Source organism: Stenotrophomonas sp. 22LJNL06-5-1 (assembly GCF_056861455.1).
Map to the genome: position 1 here is coordinate 14,468 of NZ_JBSPUE010000006.1, position 19,283 is coordinate 33,750.

Genomic DNA, 19,283 nt, shown 5'->3' on the forward strand with positions numbered 1-19,283 from the left:
TAGCTGAACGCGGCCCTGTCGGCGTGCCCGATCATCATTCCGGCATCGCACCGGGCTGTTTATTCTCTTTGCGCCCGCAGGCCGCCGGCCGACCGGAAACCAAGGAGAACCTCATGATCCGCTACACCACCCGCAACGTCGCACTGGCCCTGATGAGTGCGGCCGTCCTGTCGGCCTGCGCCACCGGCGGCTCCTACGTACAGAGTGACCAGTACGGCAACCCGACCGAGCAGCAGAACCGCACCGGCCGCAACGCCCTGATCGGCACCGCCATCGGCGTGGCCGCCGGCCTGCTGACTGGCGACAGCGCCACCGAGCGCCGTCAGCATGCCCTGATCGGTGCCGGTATCGGCGCGCTCAGCGGCGCTGCGGTCGGTCAGTACCAGGATCGCCAGGAACGCGCACTGCGCGAGCGCACCGCCAACACCGGCATCGATGTGCAGCGCCAGGGCGACAACATCATGCTGAACCTGCCGGACGGCATCACCTTCGACTTCGGCAAGGCGACCCTGAAGCCGCAGTTCTACGGTTCGCTCAACGGCGTGGCAGGCACCCTGCGTGACTACAACCAGACCATGATCGAAGTGGTCGGCCACACCGACAGCATCGGCAGCGACGCGGTCAACAACCGCCTGTCGAAGGAACGTGCCGACTCGGTCGCACAGTACCTGATCGGCCAGGGCGTGCAGAGCGTGCGTATCGAAACGCTGGGCGCCGGCAAGTCGTACCCGATTGCCGACAACAGCACCGATGCCGGCCGCGCCAAGAACCGCCGCGTCGAGATTCGGGTGATTCCGCTCAAGCAATAACGCGTAGCGTTACTGCTTGAGCCGGTCCGGCCATCGGCCGGAGCGAAAATGCCGCCCTTGCAGGCGGCATTTTTGTGGGTGCCGAGCGTTGCTCGGCACACCGATAACGCTCCCGGTCGCGGCTTCTCCGAACGGCGCCGACCAAGGTCGGCATCTACCGAAAGCCACGCAGCCGGAGCGAAAATGCCGCCCTTGCAGGCGGCATTCTTGTAGGTGCCGAGCTTGCTCGGCACACCGATTGCGTATGTAGAGCCGGTCATGCAGCCGAAGCCGCGACCTTCTCCAGGATCCGCTTGCCGCTGCTTTCCAGCGCCGCGTCTTCCTTTTCCTTCTGCTGCTGCGCCAGCTTCGCACCCGGGCACTGCGCCAGCATGTAGTTGGCGTCGAAGTTGAGCTTCTCGACCAGGAAGTCGACGAACGCACGCACCTTCGGCGAGACCAGGCGGCCGCCGGCGAACACGGCGTTGAAGTCCACTTCCGGGCCGGTCCAGCCGGCCAGTACGCGGCGCACCATGCCCGATTCAACGAATGGCTTGGCCATCACGTCGCCGGTCAGCAGCAGGCCTTCGCCACACACCAGCGCACCATTGAGCGCGGACATGTCGTTGGCGGTCATCAGCGGGGTGACCGGGAAGTCACGCAGCTCGCCGCCGTTCTCGCCCAGCTGCCAGGTGAAGCGCGGCGAGTTGCCGGTGTGGTACGGCTTGCGCATCGCCAGGATGCGATGGAACTGCAGCTCTTCCGGATGCAGCGGCTCGCCATAGCGCTCGATGTAGGCCGGGCTGGCGAACACCTGCGTGCGCAGGCTGCCGAGCTTGCGCGCGACCAGATTGGAATCGGGCAGGGCACCCACGCGCAGCGCCAGATCGGCTTCGCCGGCAATCAGGTCCAGCTTCTCATTGCCCATATGCATGTCCAGGCGGATCTCTGGATACTGCGCATGGAACTGGCCCAGCAGCGGCGCAATCCAGGTGATGCCGATCGAGTAAGGCACAGTGAAGCGCAGCCAGCCGCGTGGGCCGGACTGCAGCTGGCTCACTGCGCTCTCGGCTTCTTCAAGCTCGCGTGCGATGCGCTGGCAATGTTCGTGATAGATCGAACCAGCTTCGGTCAGGCCGAGGCGGCGGGTGGTCCGGTGCAGCAGGCGCGCACCCAGGCGCGTTTCCAGCTCCTGCACTTTGCGGCTGACCGTGGTCTTGGGCAGGCCGAGCGATTTTGCAGCGGCAATGAAACTGCCTTGCTCGACCACTTTGACGAAGATCAGCGTCTCGTTGAGATCATGGGACATGGTCTGGGATCCTGGACGTCGGGGATGGGACAATCGTGACAGAACGATTGGACCGGGAGCGGGATGATTATTCCCCTTAATCAGGACTAATCAAGTAAAGGTTTGAGGTCTATCGTGGCGCCATTCGTTATTTGGAGCCCGTCCGCCATGAGCCTGCGCAACATTCTTGCCCGTCTCCGGAACGCCGGCCAGAGCACCCTGGACCTGGCAATGACCGTTGAAGTCCGCCCTAGTTCCTTGGTACACAAGGACTTCCGTGAGTTTACCGCGCCCATGCGTCAGCAGCGTGGCGGTGCCATCCGCCTGGTCCCGCACAAGGGCGACCGCCTGCGTCGAATCGGGACTATCCCGGATTTGGGAGGAAATGTCCCGTGAATGGGATGCTGACGCCCGAAGTCCTGGTCCTCGGCGGCACCGGTGCCGTCGGCCAGGGCGTGGTTGGCGCATTGCTGGAAGCCGGCAGCCCGGTGCTGGTGGTCGGTCGCGACCCGGGCCGGCTGGCGGCGCTGCATGAGCAGTTCGCCGACGAGCCGGGTCTGGAGACGCTGCTGGGTTCGCTCAGCGATGACGGCTCGGCGCGCGCACTGGCCGAACGCATCGCGCATCGCCCGCGTCCGCTGGCCGCGGTGATCGCCGCAATGGGCGGCCCTTACCGTCGCGGCCGGGTGACCGACCGCAACGGCGATGAACTGCTGGGTGCGATGCAGGCCGACCTGATGCCGCACGTGCACGCAGTGCGTCATCTGCTGCCGCTGCTGCAGGACAACGTGCATGCGCGCCGCTACGTGATGATCGGCAGCCCGGCCAACGCCAAGCCATGGGCAGGCTACGGCGAGACCTCGATCACCACTGCCGCGCTGCGCATGTATGCGCAGGTAGTACACCAGGAAGCGCAGGCGCTGGGCGTGCGCGCGCAGATGCTGGAAGTCTGCAGCCCGGTGTGCACCCCGGCCAACGCGGCCAATGCCTGCATCGAGTGGCCCAGCTCGCTGCTGGTCGGCCGACGTGTGGTCTCCCTGCTTGATGGCTGCCGCGACAACCGCGCCATCGTCCGCTGCGACAGCAGTGATGCCGAATTGCCGCGCGGCCTGCTGCACCTGGACGTTCCTCCCCTCTGGCGCGATACCGCAGGCGTCGCTTGACCTCGACCATGGTTGAGGTCGCAGGATACGCCGCCTGTTTTTGCAACACGTTCTCATCTAGCTGTACCACCCCTCCGTACGGATGCATGCCATGACTTCCCCCAATTCCACCCCACATCGTTTCGGCCATCGCATTGCGATGGCCGGCGTGTCGATCCTCGCCGCAGCCGTGCTGGCGGCCTGCAGCGGCGGCCACGCCGAAGAAGCCGGTGCCCCGCCGCCGCCGCAGGTCAGCGCTGCACCGGTGCTGGTCAAGCAGGTCAGCCAGTGGGACGAGTTCAGCGGCCGCGTCGAAGCGGTACAGAGCGTTGAACTGCGCCCGCGCGTGTCCGGCTACATCGACAAGGTCAACTACGTCGAAGGCCAGGAAGTGAAGAAGGGCGAAGTGCTCTTCACCATCGACGCGCGCAGTTACCAGGCCGAGTACGATCGCGCCGCTGCCGAACTGGCCCGCGCCCGCACCCAGGCCACGCTGGCCCGCAGTGAATCCGAGCGTGCCAAGCGCCTGTCCGAGCAGCAGGCCATTTCCACCGAGACGGCCGAGCAGCGTCGTGCTGCGGCCGATCAGTCCGGTGCCGCCGTGCAGGCGGCGCAGGCTGCGCTGGATGCGGCCCGCCTCAACCTGGAGTTCACCAAGGTGCGTGCGCCGATCGACGGCCGTGCCGGCCGCGCGATGGTCACCGCCGGCAACCTGGTCACCGCCGGCGACAGCGCCAGCGTGCTGACCACGCTGGTCTCGCTGGATACCGTGTTCGTCTATTTCGATGCCGACGAAAGCACCTTCCTGCGCTACGCACAGATGGCACGCAAGGGTGAACGCCCGAGCGAGCGTGACAGCGATCTGCCGGTGAAGGTAGGCCTGTCCGGCGAAGAGGGCTACCCGCATTCGGGCAAGGTCGACTTCCTCGACAACCAGGTCGCCCGCAGCACCGGCACCATCCGCGTCCGCGCGCTGCTGGACAACGCCGATCGCCAGTTCACGCCGGGTCTGTTCGCCCGCGTGCAACTGCTTGGCAGCGGTCAGTTCCAGGCCCTGCTGATCGACGAGAAGGCCGTTCTGACCGACCAGGATCGCAAGTACGTGTACGTGGTCGACAAGGATGGCAAAGCCCAGCGCCGTGACATCCAGCTCGGTCGCACCGCCGATGGCCTGCGCATTGTCGAGCACGGCCTGGCCGCCGGCGACAAGGTGATCATCGACGGCGTGCAGAAGGTCTTCATGCCGGGCATGCCGGTGCAGGCCAAGGCCGTGGCGATGCAGCCGCAGGCTGCGCCGCCGGCACCGGGCCGTGATGCGACTGCCGCACTGAACCACTGATCCGCGTCCCCGCTTAGCTGCCGGCGCCAGCGGCAGCCGTTCCTGCCTTCGTCAAAATGACGAGGGGCAGGGCGGCTGTTGCCCGCCGAACGCCTTTCCCAGGAATTCCTCCATGGACTTTTCCCGTTTCTTCATCGACAGGCCGATCTTCGCGGCGGTGCTGTCGATCGTGATCTTCGCCGCAGGCCTGATCACGATTCCAATCCTGCCGATCAGTGAGTACCCGGAAGTGGTGCCGCCGTCGGTGGTCGTGCGTACGGTGTATCCAGGCGCCAACCCCAAGGTCATTGCCGAGACCGTCGCCACGCCGCTTGAAGAGGCCATCAACGGCGTCGAAGGCATGATGTACCTGAAGTCGGTTGCCGGCTCGGACGGCGTGCTGCAGATGACCGTCACCTTCCGCCCGGGCACCGACCCTGACGCGGCGGCGGTGAAGGTGCAGAACCGCGTGGCGCAGGCGCAGGCGCGCCTGCCCGAGGACGTGCGCCGGCAGGGCGTGACCACGCAGAAGCAGTCGCCGACCTTCCTGATGGTGGTGCACCTGACCTCGCCGAACGGCAAGTACGACACCCTGTACCTGCGCAACTACGCCCGCCTGCACGTCAAGGATGCGCTGGCGCGTATTCCGGGCGTGGGTGACGCGCAGATCTTCGGTGGCGGTGACTACGCCATGCGCGCCTGGCTGGACCCGGACAAGGTCGCCTCGCGCGGCCTGACCGCCAGTGACGTGGTGCGCGCCATGCGTGAGCAGAACGTGCAGGTCTCGGCCGGTCAGCTCGGTGCCGAACCGCTGCCGAACAGCCAGTTCCTGACCCTGATCAATGCCCAGGGCCGCCTGAAGACTGAAAAGGAATTCGGCGACATCGTGCTCAAGAGCGGTGTTGATGGCGAGATCGTGCGCCTGACCGATGTGGCCCGCCTGGAACTGGGTGCCGGTGACTACACCCTGCGTTCGCAGCTGGACGGCAAGAACGCGGTGGGTATCGGTATCTTCCAGTCGCCGGGTGCCAATGCACTGGAGATCCGTGACCAGGTCATCTCGACGATGGACGAGATGCAGAAAACCATGCCGGCCGACGTGAAGTACGAAGCCGTGTATGACACCACCATCTTCGTGCGCGACTCGATCAAGGCCGTGGTCTCCACGCTGCTGGAAGCCATCGCGCTGGTGGTACTGGTGGTGATCCTGTTCCTGCAGACCTGGCGTGCGTCGATCATTCCGCTGATCGCGGTGCCGGTGTCGGTGGTCGGTACCTTCGCCGCGCTGTACCTGCTGGGCTTCTCGATCAACACGCTGAGCCTGTTCGGCCTGGTGCTGGCGATCGGCATCGTGGTCGATGACGCGATCGTGGTGGTGGAGAACGTCGAGCGCAACATCGAAGAAGGCCTGTCGCCCACCGCTGCGGCTCACCAGGCCATGCGTGAGGTGTCCGGCCCGATCATTGCGATCGCGCTGGTGCTGTGTGCCGTGTTCGTGCCGATGGCGTTCCTGTCCGGTGTCACCGGCCAGTTCTACAAGCAGTTCGCAGTCACCATCGCCATCTCCACGGTGATCTCGGCGATCAACTCGCTGACCCTGTCGCCGGCCCTGGCCGCGCGCCTGCTGAAGGCCCATGGCGCTCCGAAGGATGGCCCGAGCCGTCTGATCGACCGCCTGTTCGGCTGGGTGTTCCGTCCGTTCAACCGCTTCTTCAAGTCCAGCTCGGAGAAGTACGAGCGTGGCGTCGCCCGCATCCTCGGTCGTCGTGGTGCAGTGTTCGTGGTCTACGCGATCCTGCTGGTCGGTACCGGTGTGATCTTCAAGCTGGTGCCGCCGGGCTTCATTCCGACCCAGGACAAGCTGTACCTGATCGCCGGTGTGAAACTGCCGGAAGGCTCGTCGATCGCACGTACCGATGAAATGCTGCGCAAGGTCGCCAAGATCGCCCAGGAAACCGATGGCGTCGCCCACACCATCTCGTTCCCGGGCCTGAATGCACTGCAGTTCACCAACACGCCGAACACCGGTGTGGCGTTCATTCCGCTCAAGCCGTTCGCCGAGCGCCATGGCCGTACCGCCGCGCAGATCAACGCCGAGATCAACCAGAAGATCGCTGGCCTGCAGGAAGGCTTTGCCTTCGCGATGATGCCGCCGCCGATCCTCGGCCTGGGCAACGGTAACGGCTACCAGATGTTCATCGAGGATCGTGGCAACCTGGGTTACGGCGCGCTGCAGAATGCCGTGCAGGCGATGCAGGGTACCGTTGCGCAGACGCCGGGCATGGCCTTCCCGATTTCCAGCTACCAGGCCAATGTGCCGCAGCTGGATGCCGAGGTGGACCGCGTCAAGGCCAAGGCACAGGGCGTGCAGCTCACCGAACTGTTCGACACGCTGCAGACGTACCTCGGTTCGGCCTACGTCAACGACTTCAACCAGTTCGGCCGTACCTGGCAGGTGATCGCCCAGGCAGACGGTCCGTACCGCGAGACGGTCGAGGACATCGGCAAGCTGCGTACCCGCAACGACCGCGGCGAGATGGTGCCGATCGGTTCGATGGTCACCATCAAGCAGACCTTCGGCCCGGACCCGGTGCTGCGCTTCAATGGCTATCCGGCAGCGGACCTGGCCGGTGAAGCCGACCCGCGCCTGCTGTCTTCGGCCGAGGCGATGAACAAGCTGACCGAGATCGCCGGCAAGGTGTTGCCGGTGGGCATGACCACCGAATGGACCGACCTGAGCTACCAGCAGGCGACCCAGGGCAAGGCCGCCTTCATCGTGTTCCCGGTGGCGATCATGCTGGCCTTCCTGGTGCTGGCCGCGCTGTACGAGAGCTGGTCGCTGCCGCTGGCGGTGATCCTGATCGTGCCGATGACCCTGCTGTCCGCATTGTTCGGCGTGTGGTTGACCGGTGGTGACAACAACGTGTTCGTGCAGGTCGGCCTGGTGGTGCTGATGGGCCTGGCGTGCAAGAACGCGATCCTGATCGTCGAATTCGCCAGAGAGCTGGAGATGGGCGGCAAGGGCATCGTTGAAGCCGCGCTGGAAGCCTGCCGCCTGCGTCTGCGCCCGATCGTGATGACCTCCATCGCCTTCATCGCCGGCACCGTGCCGCTGGTGCTGTCGCACGGTGCAGGCGCCGAGGTGCGCTCGGTGACCGGTATCACCGTGTTCGCCGGCATGCTGGGCGTGACCCTGTTCGGCCTGTTCCTCACTCCGGTGTTCTACGTGGCCCTGCGCAAGTTCGTCACCCGCAACGGTGGTGGCCAGCTGGTGCAGCACGGCGAGCCGACCATCCACCACTGACATGGAACCCCGTCGCCGCCGGTCACTGACCGGCGGCGGCTTCCCCCTCACAAGGCAAGAATCCATGAACACCCATCAGAACAAGATCGCGCTGGTCACCGGCGCCACCCGCGGCATCGGCGCGGAGACCGTGCGCCAGCTGGCCCAGGCCGGTGTGCACACGCTGCTGGCCGGCCGCAAGCGCGAGACCGCCGTAGAGCAGGCGCTGAAGCTGCAGGCCGAGGGCCTGCCGGTGGAAGCCATCCAGCTGGACGTGACCGACGCGGCCAGCATCGCCGAAGCGGTCGAGCAGGTGCGCCAGCGCCACGGACGACTGGATATCCTGGTCAACAACGCCGGCATCATGATCGAGAACCCGGCGCAGGCGCCGTCGGAACAGTCGCTGGATACCTGGAAGCGCACCTTCGACACCAACGTGTACGCGCTGGTTGCAGTGACCCAGGCCTTCCTGCCACTGGTCAGGCAGGCCAAGTCCGGGCGCATCGTCAACGTGTCGAGCATGCTCGGCTCGCAGACCCTGCACGCTGATCCGACCTCGGGCATCTATGATTTCAAGATCCCCGCGTACAACGCCTCCAAGGCAGCGGTGAACAGCTGGACGCTGGCGCTGGCGCATGAACTGCGCAGCACCCAGATCAAGGTCAACACCGTGCATCCGGGCTACGTGAAAACCGACATGAACGGCGGCCACGGCGAGATTGAAATCAGCGAAGGCGCGCGCTCCAGCGTGCAGATGGCGCTGATCGGCCATGAAGGTCCGAACGGCAGCTTCACCTACCTGGGCGAGGTGCTGCCATGGTGATCCGCACGTTGGCGATGGCCGTCTCCAGCCTGGTGCTGGCAGGCTGTGTCAGCGTCGGTCCCAACTACAAGGCCCCGGTACAGGAACCGGTGGTGCTGCAGGGTGCGCAGCAGCCTGTGTTCAGCACCACTTCGCCGGTGGCCAGCTGGTGGGCGCAGTTCGATGATCCGGTGCTGGAAGAACTGGTACACGGCGCACTGTCGGACAACCTGGACCTGCGCGTGGCCGTGGCCCGTGTCAGCCAGGCCCGTGCGGTGTTCGTCGAGAGCCGCTTCGACCAGGCACCGCACGTTACCGCGGGCGGCCGCTACGATCGCCGCAAGCAACCCGATCCGCAGCTGGGTGGGCAGCGGGTGTTCAGTGAAAGCTACCAGCTCGGCTTCGATGCGGGCTGGGAGCTGGATCTGTTCGGCCGCAAGCGCCGTGCTGCAGAAGCCGCGCGCGCCGACCTCGACGCCGAGCAGGCCAACCTGGCCGACGCGCAGGTACTGATTGCCGCCGAAGTGGCGCGTAACTACTTCGAGCTGCGCGGCACGCAGAAGCGCATCGCCGTGGCCCAGCACACCCTGGTCAATCTGCGCGAGACGCAGAAGCTGACCGAGGCGCGCTGGGAGCTGGGCGCTGGCAGTGAGCTGGACGTGCAGAGCAGCCGTGCGCGACTGAAGGCGATCGAGGCCGATATCCCGCTGCTGGAAGTGGCCGAAACGCAGTCGCGCAATCGTCTGGCGGTTCTGCTGGGCCAGCGTCCGGAAACGCTGACCGCCATGCTTGCGCCGCATGAAGTGCCGGCATTCGCCAAGGCGCTGCCGCTGGGCGATACCCGCGAGCTGCTGCGCCAACGCGCCGACGTGCGCGTGGCCGAGCGTCGCCTGGCCGCTGCCACTGCACGGGTGGGCGTGGCCACCGCGGATCTGTTCCCGCGGCTGTCGCTGTCCGGTTTCGTCGGCTTCCTCGGCGGCGATGCCAGCGGCCTGGTCAACGGCAACAACAAGGCCTGGTCGCTGACGCCGTCGCTGAGCTGGGCGGCCTTCGATTTCGGCACCGTGCGTGCACGCCTGCGTGCCAGCAAGGCCGAAGCCGAGGGTGTGGCTGCACAGTATGAGCAGACGGTGCTGCTGGCACTGGAAGACACCGAGAACGCGCTGACCCGCTATTCCAAGCAGCAGGCGCGGCTGGCGATCGTGGTCGAGCAGGCGCAGGCGGCACGCCGCGCTGAGTCGCTGGCGCAGATCCGCTACCGCGAGGGCTCGGAGGACTTCCTGACCCTGCTGGATGCGCAGCGCACGCAGCTGGCCGCCGATGATGCGTTGGCGGCCGCCGAGTCCGAGGTCAACGTCAGCGTGGTGGGTGTGTACAAGGCGCTGGGTGGTTGGGGTCAATCACCGCAGCCGCCGAGTGTGGCGCAGGTGCAGTAACCGCAGGGGACGGAAGCAGTGGCTTCCGTCCCTTTCTTCTTTCAGGGCCAGTGATTGGCCGGGACCTCGCGCTCGCGCATGCGCACGATGCAGAAGCGATGGCCGGTGGGTGCTTCCATCACCCACCAGCGTTTGACGAAGCCTATCCTCCGCGCGCCGAGCTTCTCCAGGCGGACGGCCTCGGCGTCGATGTCGTCGCTCTCGATGTCCAGGTGCACCCGTGAAGGGTGTGCGACACGTTGCACTTCCACGTTCAGGCCCGCGGGTGCGCCCTGCAGGTCGGCGTACTCGGCGCCGTCTTCGGCACGGGCGGGCTGCGCCTGCAGGCCAAGCGCGGCGGCCCAGAAGCGGGCGCCTTCGCCAGCGGAAATGCCCTCGCAATCGATGATGAAACCGGCCAGGCGACTCTGGTGTGCCATGCCTTTCTCCACAGTTCGGGAACGGGGGCAGAGTAGCGCGGCATGTGCTGTGGACGTTGTCACAGTCGTGACGTTTCTGACTCTGCCGGAAGCCGTGTCCGCCGTGTAACTAGTGGGGCAGATTCCAGGGAGTACAGACGATGAGCGATGACAGGCGGGATACCCAGCGCATGCTGTTTGGCGACCCGGGGCCACCCGGTGCGGGCCTTTCGGTGGCGGTCGTTGTGCTGCTGGTGCTGGCGATGATGGCCGCTGCGATCGGTTTCCTGCGACTGCCCGATCCGATGCTGGGGCTCGGGCTGATCGGCGTTGCCGTGTTCCTTGCCGTCGGCGCCCGCATCTGCCAGGCGCGCAACCAGCACCAGGCGTTGTACCGGCTGTTGTCGCGGCAGCCGCCGCCGTAGCCACGGCTGCCGCAGAGATTCAGTGCTTCGGCCAGTCCAGCTCGACCACCAGCGGGAAATGATCCGACGGCAGCACGCTGTCGATGCGACGATCATCGGTGACGAAGCTGCGCGCATGGAAACCACGCACCAGCACCCAGTCCAGCTGCACGGTGGCCTTGCCGGTGAAGTCGTGGAAGGTCAGGCGTGGTCCCTGCGGTGCCTTCACCTGGGTACGGGTGTCCTGCAGCAGGCGGGTGAACGCCTTGTAGGTGTCTCCACCGGGCTCGCTGTTGAAGTCACCGGTCAACACCACCGGCAGGTCGGCCGGAAGGGCTTCCAGGCGCCTGCCGATCAGCTCGGCACCCTTCACCCGGCGCGGTTCGTCCTCGTCGCGGTAGGGCAGGTGGGTATTCATGAAGTAGAAACGACGGCCATCGTCCAGGCGCCGGAACAGGGCCCAGGTGACCATGCGTGGGTACAGGTTGCCCCAGGTGATGCTGCCGGGTACATCGGGCGTATCGGACAACCAGAAGTTGCCGGATTCCTCGATGGCCAGCACCTTGCTGTCGTAGAACACGCCCATGTGTTCGTCACCGCTTCCACCGCGGCGGCCTTCGCCGAACCAGCGGTAGCCGGGCAGGTGCCCGGACAGGAAGTCGGCCTGTTCCTTCACCAGTTCCTGGGTGCCGATCACGGCCGGGTGTGCATCGAGGATGACCTTGACCATGGCATCGCGACGGTCCGGCCAGCGCTTGCCCGGTTCGGTATCGGCCGGGGTGCGAACATTGAACGACATCACTTTCAGTGGCGCCGGTGCAGCAGCCCAGGCGACGGCAGGCAGAGCAAGCGCCAGCAGCGCGCACAGCGCAGGGCGATGGAAGCGCGACAACATCGTGGAATCCCTCCATTCCATGAAAACGGTTTCACGGAGCATGCCATGGAAGGCGAGGGCAGCGGTATGCCGGGATGGGCGGCTGGGAGATGCCGGGCGGGCGGTGAAGGCGCCGCCCGGCGGATCGCGCGGGCGCGATCAGGGGTCGTAGATCATCCCGTTCTCGTCACGATTGTAATGACCGGTGGCTTCACGGGTGCCGTCGTCGTAGACCACGTACGACGTGCAGCGCTGGTGGAACACGTTGCCAGCAATGCGGAAGGGCACGCACTCTTCCTGGATCTCGATGACTTCGGCAGCCGTTGTGGTGGCGACGGGGGCCAGCATCAACACGGCCAGCACGGTGGCAAGCGAACATGCCGGTATGCCTTTATGCAGTCTCATTTCCACGCTCCTTGTCGATGAGGATTACATCAGATATGGATTGCCGTATTCGTCGATCCAGTACTCGGTGAGGAAAGTGTCGCCGTCCGCATCGGGCATGGTCACGATGCAATGCTGGTGGATCCGGTAGCGCTCCACTTCAAAGGGTTCGCAGCGGGTTACGCTGCCGGGTGGGCTGGTTACCCCGGCGTTGGCGTTGCCGCTCGACATCATTCCGGCGAAGGCCACGGCCAGTGCAGCCATCGAGGCCAGGTGCAGTTTCATGGGCATCATCCTTGTGTCTGCAATCGCGCATCTGCGCGGTGTCGTGCAACTACCCCCGATAGCGCATGCGATCGAGCGGCAGCTGCTGCATGCGCGCCGGCCCGGCGGGCGGTCCGGCGCAGTCCCCCCTCGGCTCAGTCGCGCAGGTAAGGGTTGCCGTACTCGTCGATCCAGTACTCGGCGGTGTAGACGTTGCCGAATTCATCGGTGTAGGTTTCCGTGCAGTGGTGGTGGACACGGTTGCGGTCCACATTCACTGGCACACAGGAAACATTCTCTCTCGGGACCCCTGTGTTGGCGTCCGCCACCGGAGCCAGGGTTGCAGTTGCCACCACCAACGCGGCCATCGCGGCCAGTTGCAGTTTCATAAGCATCATCCTTGCTTTCTGCAATCGCGCACATGCGCAAGGCGTGTGTAACATGCGAACCAGACTGCCGGAAGTGTCTTGCCCGGATCAGTCCTCGATCTCGCCGCGCCGACTGGCAGCGCGTACCGCCTGCGCGGTGGTTGCCACCCCCAGGCGCTGGCGCGCGCGACGCAGGTGATTTTCCACGGTACGGGCGGAAAGCCCCAGCGTGGCCGCGATCTCCGCCTGGCGACGGCCGGCGGCGACCCAGCGCAGCACCTCGCGTTCGCGCGTGCTCAACGCACTTCCGGAAAGCTCGCTGGGTGTCTCTGCAAGCCGGCGTGCGGCACGGAATGCTGCAGCTGCAGCAGCATCCAGCAGCAGTCGCGCGCTGGCCGATGCATCGATCGCTGTCCCGGCAAAACTGATCGCGCCTTCCAGGCCGGTGGTGCCGAACACCGGCACCTGCAGACCGTGCAGGCCTTCACCACGTGGCTGCTTCACCACCTGATAGCGTTCGCCGCGAATACCCTGGCGCTTGCTCCAGAAGAACGGCGCGTCACTGTCCAGTACGTGGCGATTGACCGGGCAGGCGTGCAGGTAGCGCGCGAGGTCGGTATTGCTGCCGTCGCCGAACCAGTCGCCCTCGATCCAGTACACGCGCTGGGTACCGCGCTCCAACCCCGTGCCGGTGGCGAACACCAGCACGCGGTCGTAGCCGAGCGGTGCAGAGATGCTGCGTAGTACGGCGCCCACCGCACTCAGTGAGCGGGCGCGTTCCAGTTCCAGCAACGCCTGCACCAGTTCGCTCATCCGGGTCAGCGCCCGGCCAGGGCGTCGAGCAGCGTGCGCGCGGCCAGCTTGCCCAGCGCATTACCGGCCAACGGACTGTCGCCGGTCAGCAGCAGACGGTCCTGCAGCACGCTGCCATCGATGCCGTCATTGACGATCTGCACGCCCTGCTGCGCCAGGCGCTCACCGAAGAACCACGGCAGCTGCCCGGGCATGTAGCCGATCTCCGGCGTCTGCCGGTCCATCGCATCGGGGAAGGCACAGATGCGGTAGCCGCGGAACAGCGAACCACCATCGGCCTCGTCAACGCCTGCGGCCAGCAATGCGGCCGGGCCGTGGCAAAGGGTGATGATGTGGCGTTGCTCGGCCATCGCCCAGTGCAGGGCCGCCTTTACCGCGCGACTCTGCGGCAGTCCGATAAGTGCGCCATGGCCACCGGGAATGAACACGGCTGCATAGTCCGATGTGGCATCGAGGCCTGCCACCACCTCATCCAACGGCAGTGGCTGGCGGAAGCGGGCTTCGTAGCGGTCGTACAGCCCGCCGATCTCCGTGTCCTCACGCGGGAACGCCCACCACTCGAACTTGGCGGCGTTGCCGGACAGCGTGGCCACATCGATGTCGAAGCCGGCCTTGTCCAGGTGGTACATCGGCAGCAGGGTTTCCACCGGATGGTTGCCGGTGGAGAACAGGTGGCCGTTGGCAGTAGGCAGATAGCGTTCGTCCGCAGCGATCATCAACACCTTCCAGCGGCCATCGCGGCGCGCGTCGGGATAGTCGGCACCGGACAGGTTGCTCTTGGCCGACGTGAACTGTGACAGCGAGTACGGCGACGGGAAGAAGGCGTCACGCTCGGCCGGGTCGGGGCTGGGGTGGCGGCTGGGCTCTTGCGTGTTCATGCGGACCTCCAGTGGGGTAGTGGAGCCAGCATAGAAGGGCTGATGCGTACGTGCGATGAGGGTTTTCCCCTCATTCGCGCGACGCTGCCATCTGTTGACGCCAAGCATTCGGGCTCATGCCGAAGGCGCGGCGGAACGCACGGCTGAATGCCGGTTCGGAGAGATACCCGACGTCTCCGGCGATCTGCGAAACCCGCCGGTTTCCGCTGCGCAGCAGCTCCGCTGCCAGCTGCAGCCGCGATCCAGCGAGATAGCGCATCGGTGACATGCCGGTGGCCAGGCTGAACCGCTGCGCGAAATTCGAGCGCGATTGATTCAGGCTTGCGGCCAGAGACTCGACCGTCCACGCCTGTGCGGGGTGTGCCTGCATCAACGCCAGTGCCCGCCCGATCAATGGGTCGGCCAGTGCATGCAGGCGCTGGCAGTTGTGTGGACTGGAGGTTCCCAGCCAGTAGCGCAGCGTCCAGACAAACAACAGGTCGAGCAGGCGTGACAGCATCAGTCCACTGCCCAGCGTGGGCCGGGCCGCTTCAACCTGGATCGCGCCCAGCGTTACCGCCACCCAATCGGCTGAGCTGGCGGGAAATCCGTTCGGCATCCGGTCCACCCCGGGCACATGCAGCCAGCCGGGCAGGGCATCAAGCAGCAGTTGGCTGCCTGGGCCATCAAAGCCAAAGGATGCCGTGGTCAGATGGGCAGGCTGCGGCGCGTCGCCGGCACAGTCGATGCGATGTGTCCGGCCATGCGGCATCAACAGCAGCTCGCCGGTCTGCAGTGGCACCACCGCGGCATCCGCATGCAGGCGTGCCGTGCCCTGTTCGATGAAGTGGAAGCAGCCGCGGCCCTCGGCCACGATGCGGGATCCACCGGGCTGCACGACGTGGCGGATGATGTCGCCGCCGTGCATGCGCGAGGACTGGAAGATCGCAAACAAGGCGTCGGAGCCGGCCTGAAGCGATTCGGTGGTGTGGAGCCTTGGCATGGTTTTCAGGAGTCCGTGCATCGCCGCTGGCAGGGGCGATCCGTAGTCTGGTCGGGTGGCTTCAGGCAGCGCTGGTGGCTGTCGGGCAACCATCCCATCCAAGTGAGGAGTTCTGCAAGATGAGCAAGCCAAGCATCATTCTGGTTCATGGTTTCTGGGGCGGCGCCGCGCATTGGGCCAAGGTGATCCTGGAGCTCGATCGCCGGGGCTTCCACGACCTGCATGCCGTGGAACTGCCGTTGACGTCGCTGGCCGACGACGCAGAGCGGACCCGGCGCATGATCCGCCAGATCCCGGGACCGGTGCTGCTGGTCGGTCATTCCTATGGTGGCGCGGTGATCTCCGAAGCCGGAAACGAACCCAACGTGACCGGCCTGGTCTTCATCGCCGCGTTCGCGCCGGATGCGGGCGAGAGTCCCGGCGGCATTACCCAGCAACAGCTGCCGCAGGCGGCGGCCAATCTGGCGCCGGACAGCGACGGCTACCTGTGGCTGCAGCCCGGCAAATTCCACGAGAGTTTCTGCCAGGACCTGCAGGCCGACGAGGCGACGGTGATGGCGGTCACCCAGAAGGCGCCGCTGGCGAGCACATTCGGTGATGCCGTCAGTGACCCGGCGTGGCGGCACAAGCCGAGCTGGTACCAGGTCTCCAGCGCGGACCACATGATCCACCCTGACAACCAGCGGCGCATGGCGGCGCGCATGCAGCCACGGGCCAGCATCACGCTGGATGCCAGTCATGCATCGCTGGCGTCGCAGCCGGTAGCGGTGGCCCAGCTGATCACCGACGCTGCGTCCGACGGACAAGGCTGAGTATCCTGGTCCTGCCGCAGTGGCGGTGTCCCGGCCGGCCAGAGCGCCGCTGCCGTGATGCCGCCACGCTGCGCGTTACTTGTTCTGCCGGTCGTGCTCCTGCATGTCTTCATGCAGGATCCGCCGTAGTTCGACGATGGCCGGCGTGGCTTCCTGCACGCTGTGCCCGGACACGATCACCTTCTCCGAATCCGCGTGCGGCAGGTGCGAGCTCCAGTAGGGCACCAGCCCGTCGTCGGTCTTTTCCAGCGGACCATCGGCCTTGGCGCGCGCGATGATCGAGTGGTAGTGCACCTTCGGCGACATCGGCAGGTCGGCCACGGCGCGGACGAAGGGATCGTCCTTGTCCAGATTCTGGATGCTGTTCATCTGGTAGCCGTGCTTGCCGTCGTTGCGATCGATCTTGCCATCGTTGGCGATGGTGGCGACGTCTTCAAGCACGGTCAGCGGCAACCGCACCAGGCGACCGATCCAGCGGCCCAGGCGGGTGCCCGCCACATCGGTGCCGCGGTGTGGCGTGGCGATGAATACCACGCGCGATACTTCCGGCTCCGGCAGGAAGGTCAGCACCGGTGCGCCCTTGGTACGCAGCAGTTCACGCTGTGCCGGCGTCATCTGCGCAGTCTCCAGCAGGGTGTCGACCAGATGATCGCCGGAAGAGGAGATCATCAGCCGCGCGATCACGCCACCCATGCTGTGCCCGACCAGTACCATGTCATGCGAAGCCTGCGCCTTGCCGCTGGGGTCGAAATGCTTGAACACCTCATCCAGCGTGTGGCGCATCGAATCGTGGCTCATCGCGATGGGCATGTTGGTTGGGTAGTAGAACTGCCAGACCTGGAAGTCCTGGCGGATCTCGTCGTCGCGCATCAGCTCGTTGGCGACGTTGACCCAGGCTTCCGGACTGCTGGCCAGGCCGTGGATCATCAGCAGCACGCGGCGGTTCGGGTCGTAGGGCTGCATCATGTACAGATGCGGTGTGTCGATGCCGCCCTTGCCACCAAACAGCGAACGCAGCGATTGGTGGCTGAAATTGGAGCGCGCCAGCCACAATGCGTAGCCTGCGGTGAAGTTCGCGGCCAATGGCACCTGCTGCCCATGCAGGGTGACTTCCGTGACCTGGTAGGGATCGTGGATCTCCAGTTCCGGCTCGTCGTCGTGCAGTACTTCCCACAGGTTCTTTCCGGAGAAGCGCAGCAGCACCGTCATCGATGGCGACGGCATCTCGCTCCAGCTCTGCGTGACCGGTGTAGTGGCCTGCGTTGTGGGTGTTGTGGCCGGCGGCGTGGCGGCCGTGGTGGCGGCCGGGTCTTCCATCACGGCCACCAGTTCGGCACCGAAGCCATCGCGGCGATGCACGCTGCGCAGCGTGCCGGTGAACGACAGCGAGGCCGCCGGTACCAGCTCGGTGGGGGTACGCGTATCCAGCGGTGATGCCTCACCTGAAGGCGCCAGTACGAAGGTCCAGCGGCCCAGCTGGAAATGGCTGGCTTCAGCATGCACGCGCCCGGTGGCAAAGGCGTTGTACAACTGCACCGAGGCTTCCTGCACGGCCAGGTTGTAGTAGTCGCGCACCTGGGTCTGGCGGTCTTCGAAACCGCGCTGGTTGGCCGTGCGCTCGGTGAAGAACAGGTAGGCGTAGGCCTGCCGCGCGACCTGCATCCACGCGTCCAGGCGCGGCTGGAAGTCGGCATCCAGTTCGGTGATCGCGCTCTTGGCGCGGCCTGACGTGGAGTACTCGCGCTTGGGCGCGGGCAGGGTCATCGCATACTGCAGCCACAGCTCGGCCAGGCTTGAGCGCTTGTCCTCCTCGCGCACTACGATGCTGCCTTCCATGGCCTCGATGCAGGGCAGGCCGGGCTTGGCGCAGACGCCTTCGTCGAGGCCGGCCACGCGCAGCGTCTCCATGGTGGCCGAACTGAGCTTGCCGGTGGTCAGGATGTCGCCGCGTTTCAGGGCGATGTACTGGCCGGGCGTGACCGAGGCCACCTGCACCGACGGCCCGAACTGGCGCAACGTGGCGCAGCCGCCCAGGGTGAGCAGCACGGTGATGATGAGGGTCGTGCGGCCGATGAAGCCCAAGCCCGTGGTTGCCATACGATCCTCCTGCGCGGTGGCGCCACTCTAGCGGTCGGCATGTCAAAGCGGAAGATACCGGGCGGTCGGTTTGGAGCGCGGAAGTGCCGCCAACCGGGCGATTCAGGCATTTCCGTGTGACACTGGGGTGAACAGGATGAATGCAGGGCTGCGATGGGATGGCTTGATACCCGTGTTCCTCCGCCTCTTGTGATGCTGTTGTGCGGCGCCATCGGCTGTATGGGCAGCCGATGGCAGCCGGGCGGGGCATTGCAGCTACCCATGCCGGAGTTGCTTGCGGGTCTGGTGATGGCCTTTGGCGTGGTATTGAACCTGCTGCCGAAGCTGGTCTTCCGGCGCGTGGGCACCACGGTCAACCCCCTGCGGCCGGCGGCGTCGAGCGTGCTGGTCACGCACGGCGTGTACTGCTACACGCGCAACCCGATGTACCTGGGCCAGGCCACTGTCCTGGCAGGTGCCATGTTGTACCTGCAGAACCTCGCCGCACTGCTGGCCGTGCCGCTGTTCGTGCTGTACATCAACCGATGGCAGATCGTGCCGGAAGAGCGGGCACTGTCGGCCCGCTTTCCCGAGGCATACGCAGCCTTCCGCCAGCGAGTACCGCGCTGGCTCTAGTGCGGGTCAGGCCGTCACCGCGTGATCTGGCACTCCTTGGGCTGTATCACGGGTGGCCTCGCGTTCCGTGGATGACGCCCGCAGCTTCAGACAGTAATCTGCGCCCTCCCATCCAACCTTCGAGTGCAAGCGTGAAACCACCCGTCGGGAGGCTTGTACTTGCAAGCGCATTGGTACTGGTTTTCATCCTGGTTCCCATCTGGTCCTTGGTCGGTCCCGGCGTGTGGGGCTGGCATGTAAGGCAGCCAGCGGCCTGGCAGGGTGCCCTGGAGGCATCAGCGCTCTTTTTCGCCTTGTATGGGGCGCTGAAATTGATCCGGGGGCCCGCTCTCTGGGC

The 19,283-nt window shown here is 65.7% G+C and carries 20 protein-coding genes; 10 read left to right on the forward strand and 10 right to left on the reverse strand.

The genetic code is table 11. The features are described 5' to 3' along the window. Positions 1-113 precede the first annotated feature (113 nt). Entirely contained in the window at positions 114-809 is a 696-nt protein-coding gene (locus tag AC13GF_RS13590) for a YiaD family glycine zipper/OmpA-like lipoprotein (protein WP_483004949.1), read from the forward strand. Positions 810-1,065: 256 nt separating this feature from the next. Here AC13GF_RS13590 and AC13GF_RS13595 read toward each other — a convergent pair whose 3' ends face one another. Continuing rightward, positions 1,066-2,097: a LysR family transcriptional regulator gene (locus AC13GF_RS13595; protein ID WP_005409107.1), complete on the reverse strand. Its 1,032-nt coding sequence runs from the start codon at positions 2,095-2,097 to the stop codon at positions 1,066-1,068. A 147-nt stretch (positions 2,098-2,244) separates the two neighbouring features. Here AC13GF_RS13595 and AC13GF_RS13600 point away from each other — a divergent pair, with 147 nt between their 5' ends. The 6 genes from AC13GF_RS13600 to AC13GF_RS13625 all read left to right on the forward strand — a co-directional run bounded on the left by AC13GF_RS13600 (position 2,245) and on the right by AC13GF_RS13625 (position 10,057). Then, a complete protein-coding gene (locus AC13GF_RS13600; protein WP_012510726.1) occupies positions 2,245-2,472 on the forward strand; it encodes a hypothetical protein in 228 nt (75 codons plus the stop codon). Continuing rightward, positions 2,469-3,239 carry an SDR family NAD(P)-dependent oxidoreductase gene (locus tag AC13GF_RS13605; RefSeq protein WP_049400332.1) on the forward strand — a complete coding sequence of 257 codons (771 nt, stop codon included), beginning with the start codon at positions 2,469-2,471 and terminating at the stop codon, positions 3,237-3,239. Before AC13GF_RS13600 ends, AC13GF_RS13605 begins: the two co-directional genes overlap by 4 nt. A gap of 91 nt (positions 3,240-3,330) precedes the next feature. Then, entirely contained in the window at positions 3,331-4,557 is a 1,227-nt protein-coding gene (locus AC13GF_RS13610; protein WP_126929097.1) for an efflux RND transporter periplasmic adaptor subunit, read from the forward strand. A 112-nt stretch (positions 4,558-4,669) separates the two neighbouring features. Beyond that, positions 4,670-7,840 carry an efflux RND transporter permease subunit gene (locus AC13GF_RS13615; protein ID WP_483004950.1) on the forward strand — a complete coding sequence of 1,057 codons (3,171 nt, stop codon included), beginning with the start codon at positions 4,670-4,672 and terminating at the stop codon, positions 7,838-7,840. A gap of 64 nt (positions 7,841-7,904) precedes the next feature. Beyond that, positions 7,905-8,642, forward strand: coding sequence for an SDR family oxidoreductase (locus AC13GF_RS13620; RefSeq protein ID WP_126929095.1), 738 nt, complete (start codon positions 7,905-7,907; stop codon positions 8,640-8,642). Beyond that, positions 8,636-10,057 (forward strand): efflux transporter outer membrane subunit, encoded by a 1,422-nt coding sequence (locus AC13GF_RS13625; protein ID WP_483004951.1) that lies wholly within the window; start codon positions 8,636-8,638, stop codon positions 10,055-10,057. Before AC13GF_RS13620 ends, AC13GF_RS13625 begins: the two co-directional genes overlap by 7 nt. A gap of 41 nt (positions 10,058-10,098) precedes the next feature. Here the strand turns inward: AC13GF_RS13625 and AC13GF_RS13630 are convergent, their stop codons facing one another. Then, on the reverse strand, positions 10,099-10,476 hold the full coding sequence (locus tag AC13GF_RS13630) for a VOC family protein (RefSeq protein WP_483004952.1): 378 nt from the start codon (positions 10,474-10,476) through the stop codon (positions 10,099-10,101). Positions 10,477-10,616: 140 nt separating this feature from the next. Here AC13GF_RS13630 and AC13GF_RS13635 point away from each other — a divergent pair, with 140 nt between their 5' ends. Then, complete coding sequence (locus AC13GF_RS13635; protein ID WP_483004953.1) at positions 10,617-10,880, forward strand: hypothetical protein; 264 nt, start codon at positions 10,617-10,619, stop codon at positions 10,878-10,880. A gap of 19 nt (positions 10,881-10,899) precedes the next feature. On the opposite strand, the gene AC13GF_RS13640 is transcribed toward AC13GF_RS13635, so the two are convergent. The 7 genes from AC13GF_RS13640 to AC13GF_RS13670 all read right to left on the reverse strand — a co-directional run bounded on the left by AC13GF_RS13640 (position 10,900) and on the right by AC13GF_RS13670 (position 15,554). Beyond that, entirely contained in the window at positions 10,900-11,754 is an 855-nt protein-coding gene (locus AC13GF_RS13640) for an endonuclease/exonuclease/phosphatase family protein (RefSeq protein WP_483004954.1), read from the reverse strand. Positions 11,755-11,892: 138 nt separating this feature from the next. Then, a complete protein-coding gene (locus tag AC13GF_RS13645; RefSeq protein WP_483004955.1) occupies positions 11,893-12,138 on the reverse strand; it encodes a hypothetical protein in 246 nt (81 codons plus the stop codon). A gap of 24 nt (positions 12,139-12,162) precedes the next feature. Beyond that, a complete protein-coding gene (locus AC13GF_RS13650; RefSeq protein WP_483004956.1) occupies positions 12,163-12,402 on the reverse strand; it encodes a hypothetical protein in 240 nt (79 codons plus the stop codon). A 134-nt stretch (positions 12,403-12,536) separates the two neighbouring features. Continuing rightward, positions 12,537-12,770 (reverse strand): hypothetical protein, encoded by a 234-nt coding sequence (locus AC13GF_RS13655; protein ID WP_006433851.1) that lies wholly within the window; start codon positions 12,768-12,770, stop codon positions 12,537-12,539. Between the two features lie 87 nt (positions 12,771-12,857). Further along, entirely contained in the window at positions 12,858-13,562 is a 705-nt protein-coding gene (locus AC13GF_RS13660; protein ID WP_483004957.1) for a PA1136 family autoinducer-binding transcriptional regulator, read from the reverse strand. A 5-nt stretch (positions 13,563-13,567) separates the two neighbouring features. Beyond that, on the reverse strand, positions 13,568-14,440 hold the full coding sequence (gene hchA, locus AC13GF_RS13665) for a glyoxalase III HchA (RefSeq protein ID WP_483004958.1): 873 nt from the start codon (positions 14,438-14,440) through the stop codon (positions 13,568-13,570). A 70-nt stretch (positions 14,441-14,510) separates the two neighbouring features. Then, positions 14,511-15,554 carry a cupin domain-containing protein gene (locus tag AC13GF_RS13670; RefSeq protein ID WP_483004959.1) on the reverse strand — a complete coding sequence of 348 codons (1,044 nt, stop codon included), beginning with the start codon at positions 15,552-15,554 and terminating at the stop codon, positions 14,511-14,513. Between AC13GF_RS13670 and AC13GF_RS13675 the strand changes: the two genes are divergently transcribed. Beyond that, positions 15,542-16,234 carry an alpha/beta hydrolase gene (locus AC13GF_RS13675; protein WP_483004960.1) on the forward strand — a complete coding sequence of 231 codons (693 nt, stop codon included), beginning with the start codon at positions 15,542-15,544 and terminating at the stop codon, positions 16,232-16,234. The genes AC13GF_RS13670 and AC13GF_RS13675 overlap by 13 nt on opposite strands. 75 nt (positions 16,235-16,309) lie before the next feature. Here the strand turns inward: AC13GF_RS13675 and AC13GF_RS13680 are convergent, their stop codons facing one another. After that, the gene (locus AC13GF_RS13680) at positions 16,310-18,331 is read right to left on the reverse strand and encodes an esterase/lipase family protein (RefSeq protein WP_483004961.1); all 2,022 of its coding nucleotides are present in this window, start codon (positions 18,329-18,331) and stop codon (positions 16,310-16,312) included. A gap of 153 nt (positions 18,332-18,484) precedes the next feature. Between AC13GF_RS13680 and AC13GF_RS13685 the strand changes: the two genes are divergently transcribed. Further along, on the forward strand, positions 18,485-18,946 hold the full coding sequence (locus tag AC13GF_RS13685) for a methyltransferase family protein (RefSeq protein WP_483004962.1): 462 nt from the start codon (positions 18,485-18,487) through the stop codon (positions 18,944-18,946). The last annotated feature ends 337 nt before the right edge of the window (positions 18,947-19,283 follow it).

Excerpts from the sequence above, each read along its gene's own strand:
- AC13GF_RS13610 (WP_126929097.1), top strand. The coding sequence starts at position 3,331 with ATGACTTCCCCCAATTCCACCCCACATCGTTTCGGCCATCGCATTGCG.
- AC13GF_RS13630 (WP_483004952.1), bottom strand. The coding sequence starts at position 10,476 with ATGGCACACCAGAGTCGCCTGGCCGGTTTCATCATCGATTGCGAGGGC.
- AC13GF_RS13620 (WP_126929095.1), top strand. The coding sequence starts at position 7,905 with ATGAACACCCATCAGAACAAGATCGCGCTGGTCACCGGCGCCACCCGC.
- AC13GF_RS13635 (WP_483004953.1), top strand. The coding sequence starts at position 10,617 with ATGAGCGATGACAGGCGGGATACCCAGCGCATGCTGTTTGGCGACCCG.
- AC13GF_RS13675 (WP_483004960.1), top strand. The coding sequence starts at position 15,542 with ATGAGCAAGCCAAGCATCATTCTGGTTCATGGTTTCTGGGGCGGCGCC.
- AC13GF_RS13600 (WP_012510726.1), top strand. The coding sequence starts at position 2,245 with ATGAGCCTGCGCAACATTCTTGCCCGTCTCCGGAACGCCGGCCAGAGC.
- AC13GF_RS13640 (WP_483004954.1), bottom strand. The coding sequence starts at position 11,754 with ATGTTGTCGCGCTTCCATCGCCCTGCGCTGTGCGCGCTGCTGGCGCTT.
- AC13GF_RS13650 (WP_483004956.1), bottom strand. The coding sequence starts at position 12,402 with ATGAAACTGCACCTGGCCTCGATGGCTGCACTGGCCGTGGCCTTCGCC.
- AC13GF_RS13590 (WP_483004949.1), top strand. The coding sequence starts at position 114 with ATGATCCGCTACACCACCCGCAACGTCGCACTGGCCCTGATGAGTGCG.
- AC13GF_RS13685 (WP_483004962.1), top strand. The coding sequence starts at position 18,485 with ATGGGATGGCTTGATACCCGTGTTCCTCCGCCTCTTGTGATGCTGTTG.
- AC13GF_RS13660 (WP_483004957.1), bottom strand. The coding sequence starts at position 13,562 with ATGAGCGAACTGGTGCAGGCGTTGCTGGAACTGGAACGCGCCCGCTCA.
- AC13GF_RS13645 (WP_483004955.1), bottom strand. The coding sequence starts at position 12,138 with ATGAGACTGCATAAAGGCATACCGGCATGTTCGCTTGCCACCGTGCTG.
- AC13GF_RS13615 (WP_483004950.1), top strand. The coding sequence starts at position 4,670 with ATGGACTTTTCCCGTTTCTTCATCGACAGGCCGATCTTCGCGGCGGTG.
- AC13GF_RS13680 (WP_483004961.1), bottom strand. The coding sequence starts at position 18,331 with ATGGCAACCACGGGCTTGGGCTTCATCGGCCGCACGACCCTCATCATC.
- AC13GF_RS13595 (WP_005409107.1), bottom strand. The coding sequence starts at position 2,097 with ATGTCCCATGATCTCAACGAGACGCTGATCTTCGTCAAAGTGGTCGAG.
- AC13GF_RS13655 (WP_006433851.1), bottom strand. The coding sequence starts at position 12,770 with ATGAAACTGCAACTGGCCGCGATGGCCGCGTTGGTGGTGGCAACTGCA.
- hchA (WP_483004958.1), bottom strand. The coding sequence starts at position 14,440 with ATGAACACGCAAGAGCCCAGCCGCCACCCCAGCCCCGACCCGGCCGAG.
- AC13GF_RS13625 (WP_483004951.1), top strand. The coding sequence starts at position 8,636 with ATGGTGATCCGCACGTTGGCGATGGCCGTCTCCAGCCTGGTGCTGGCA.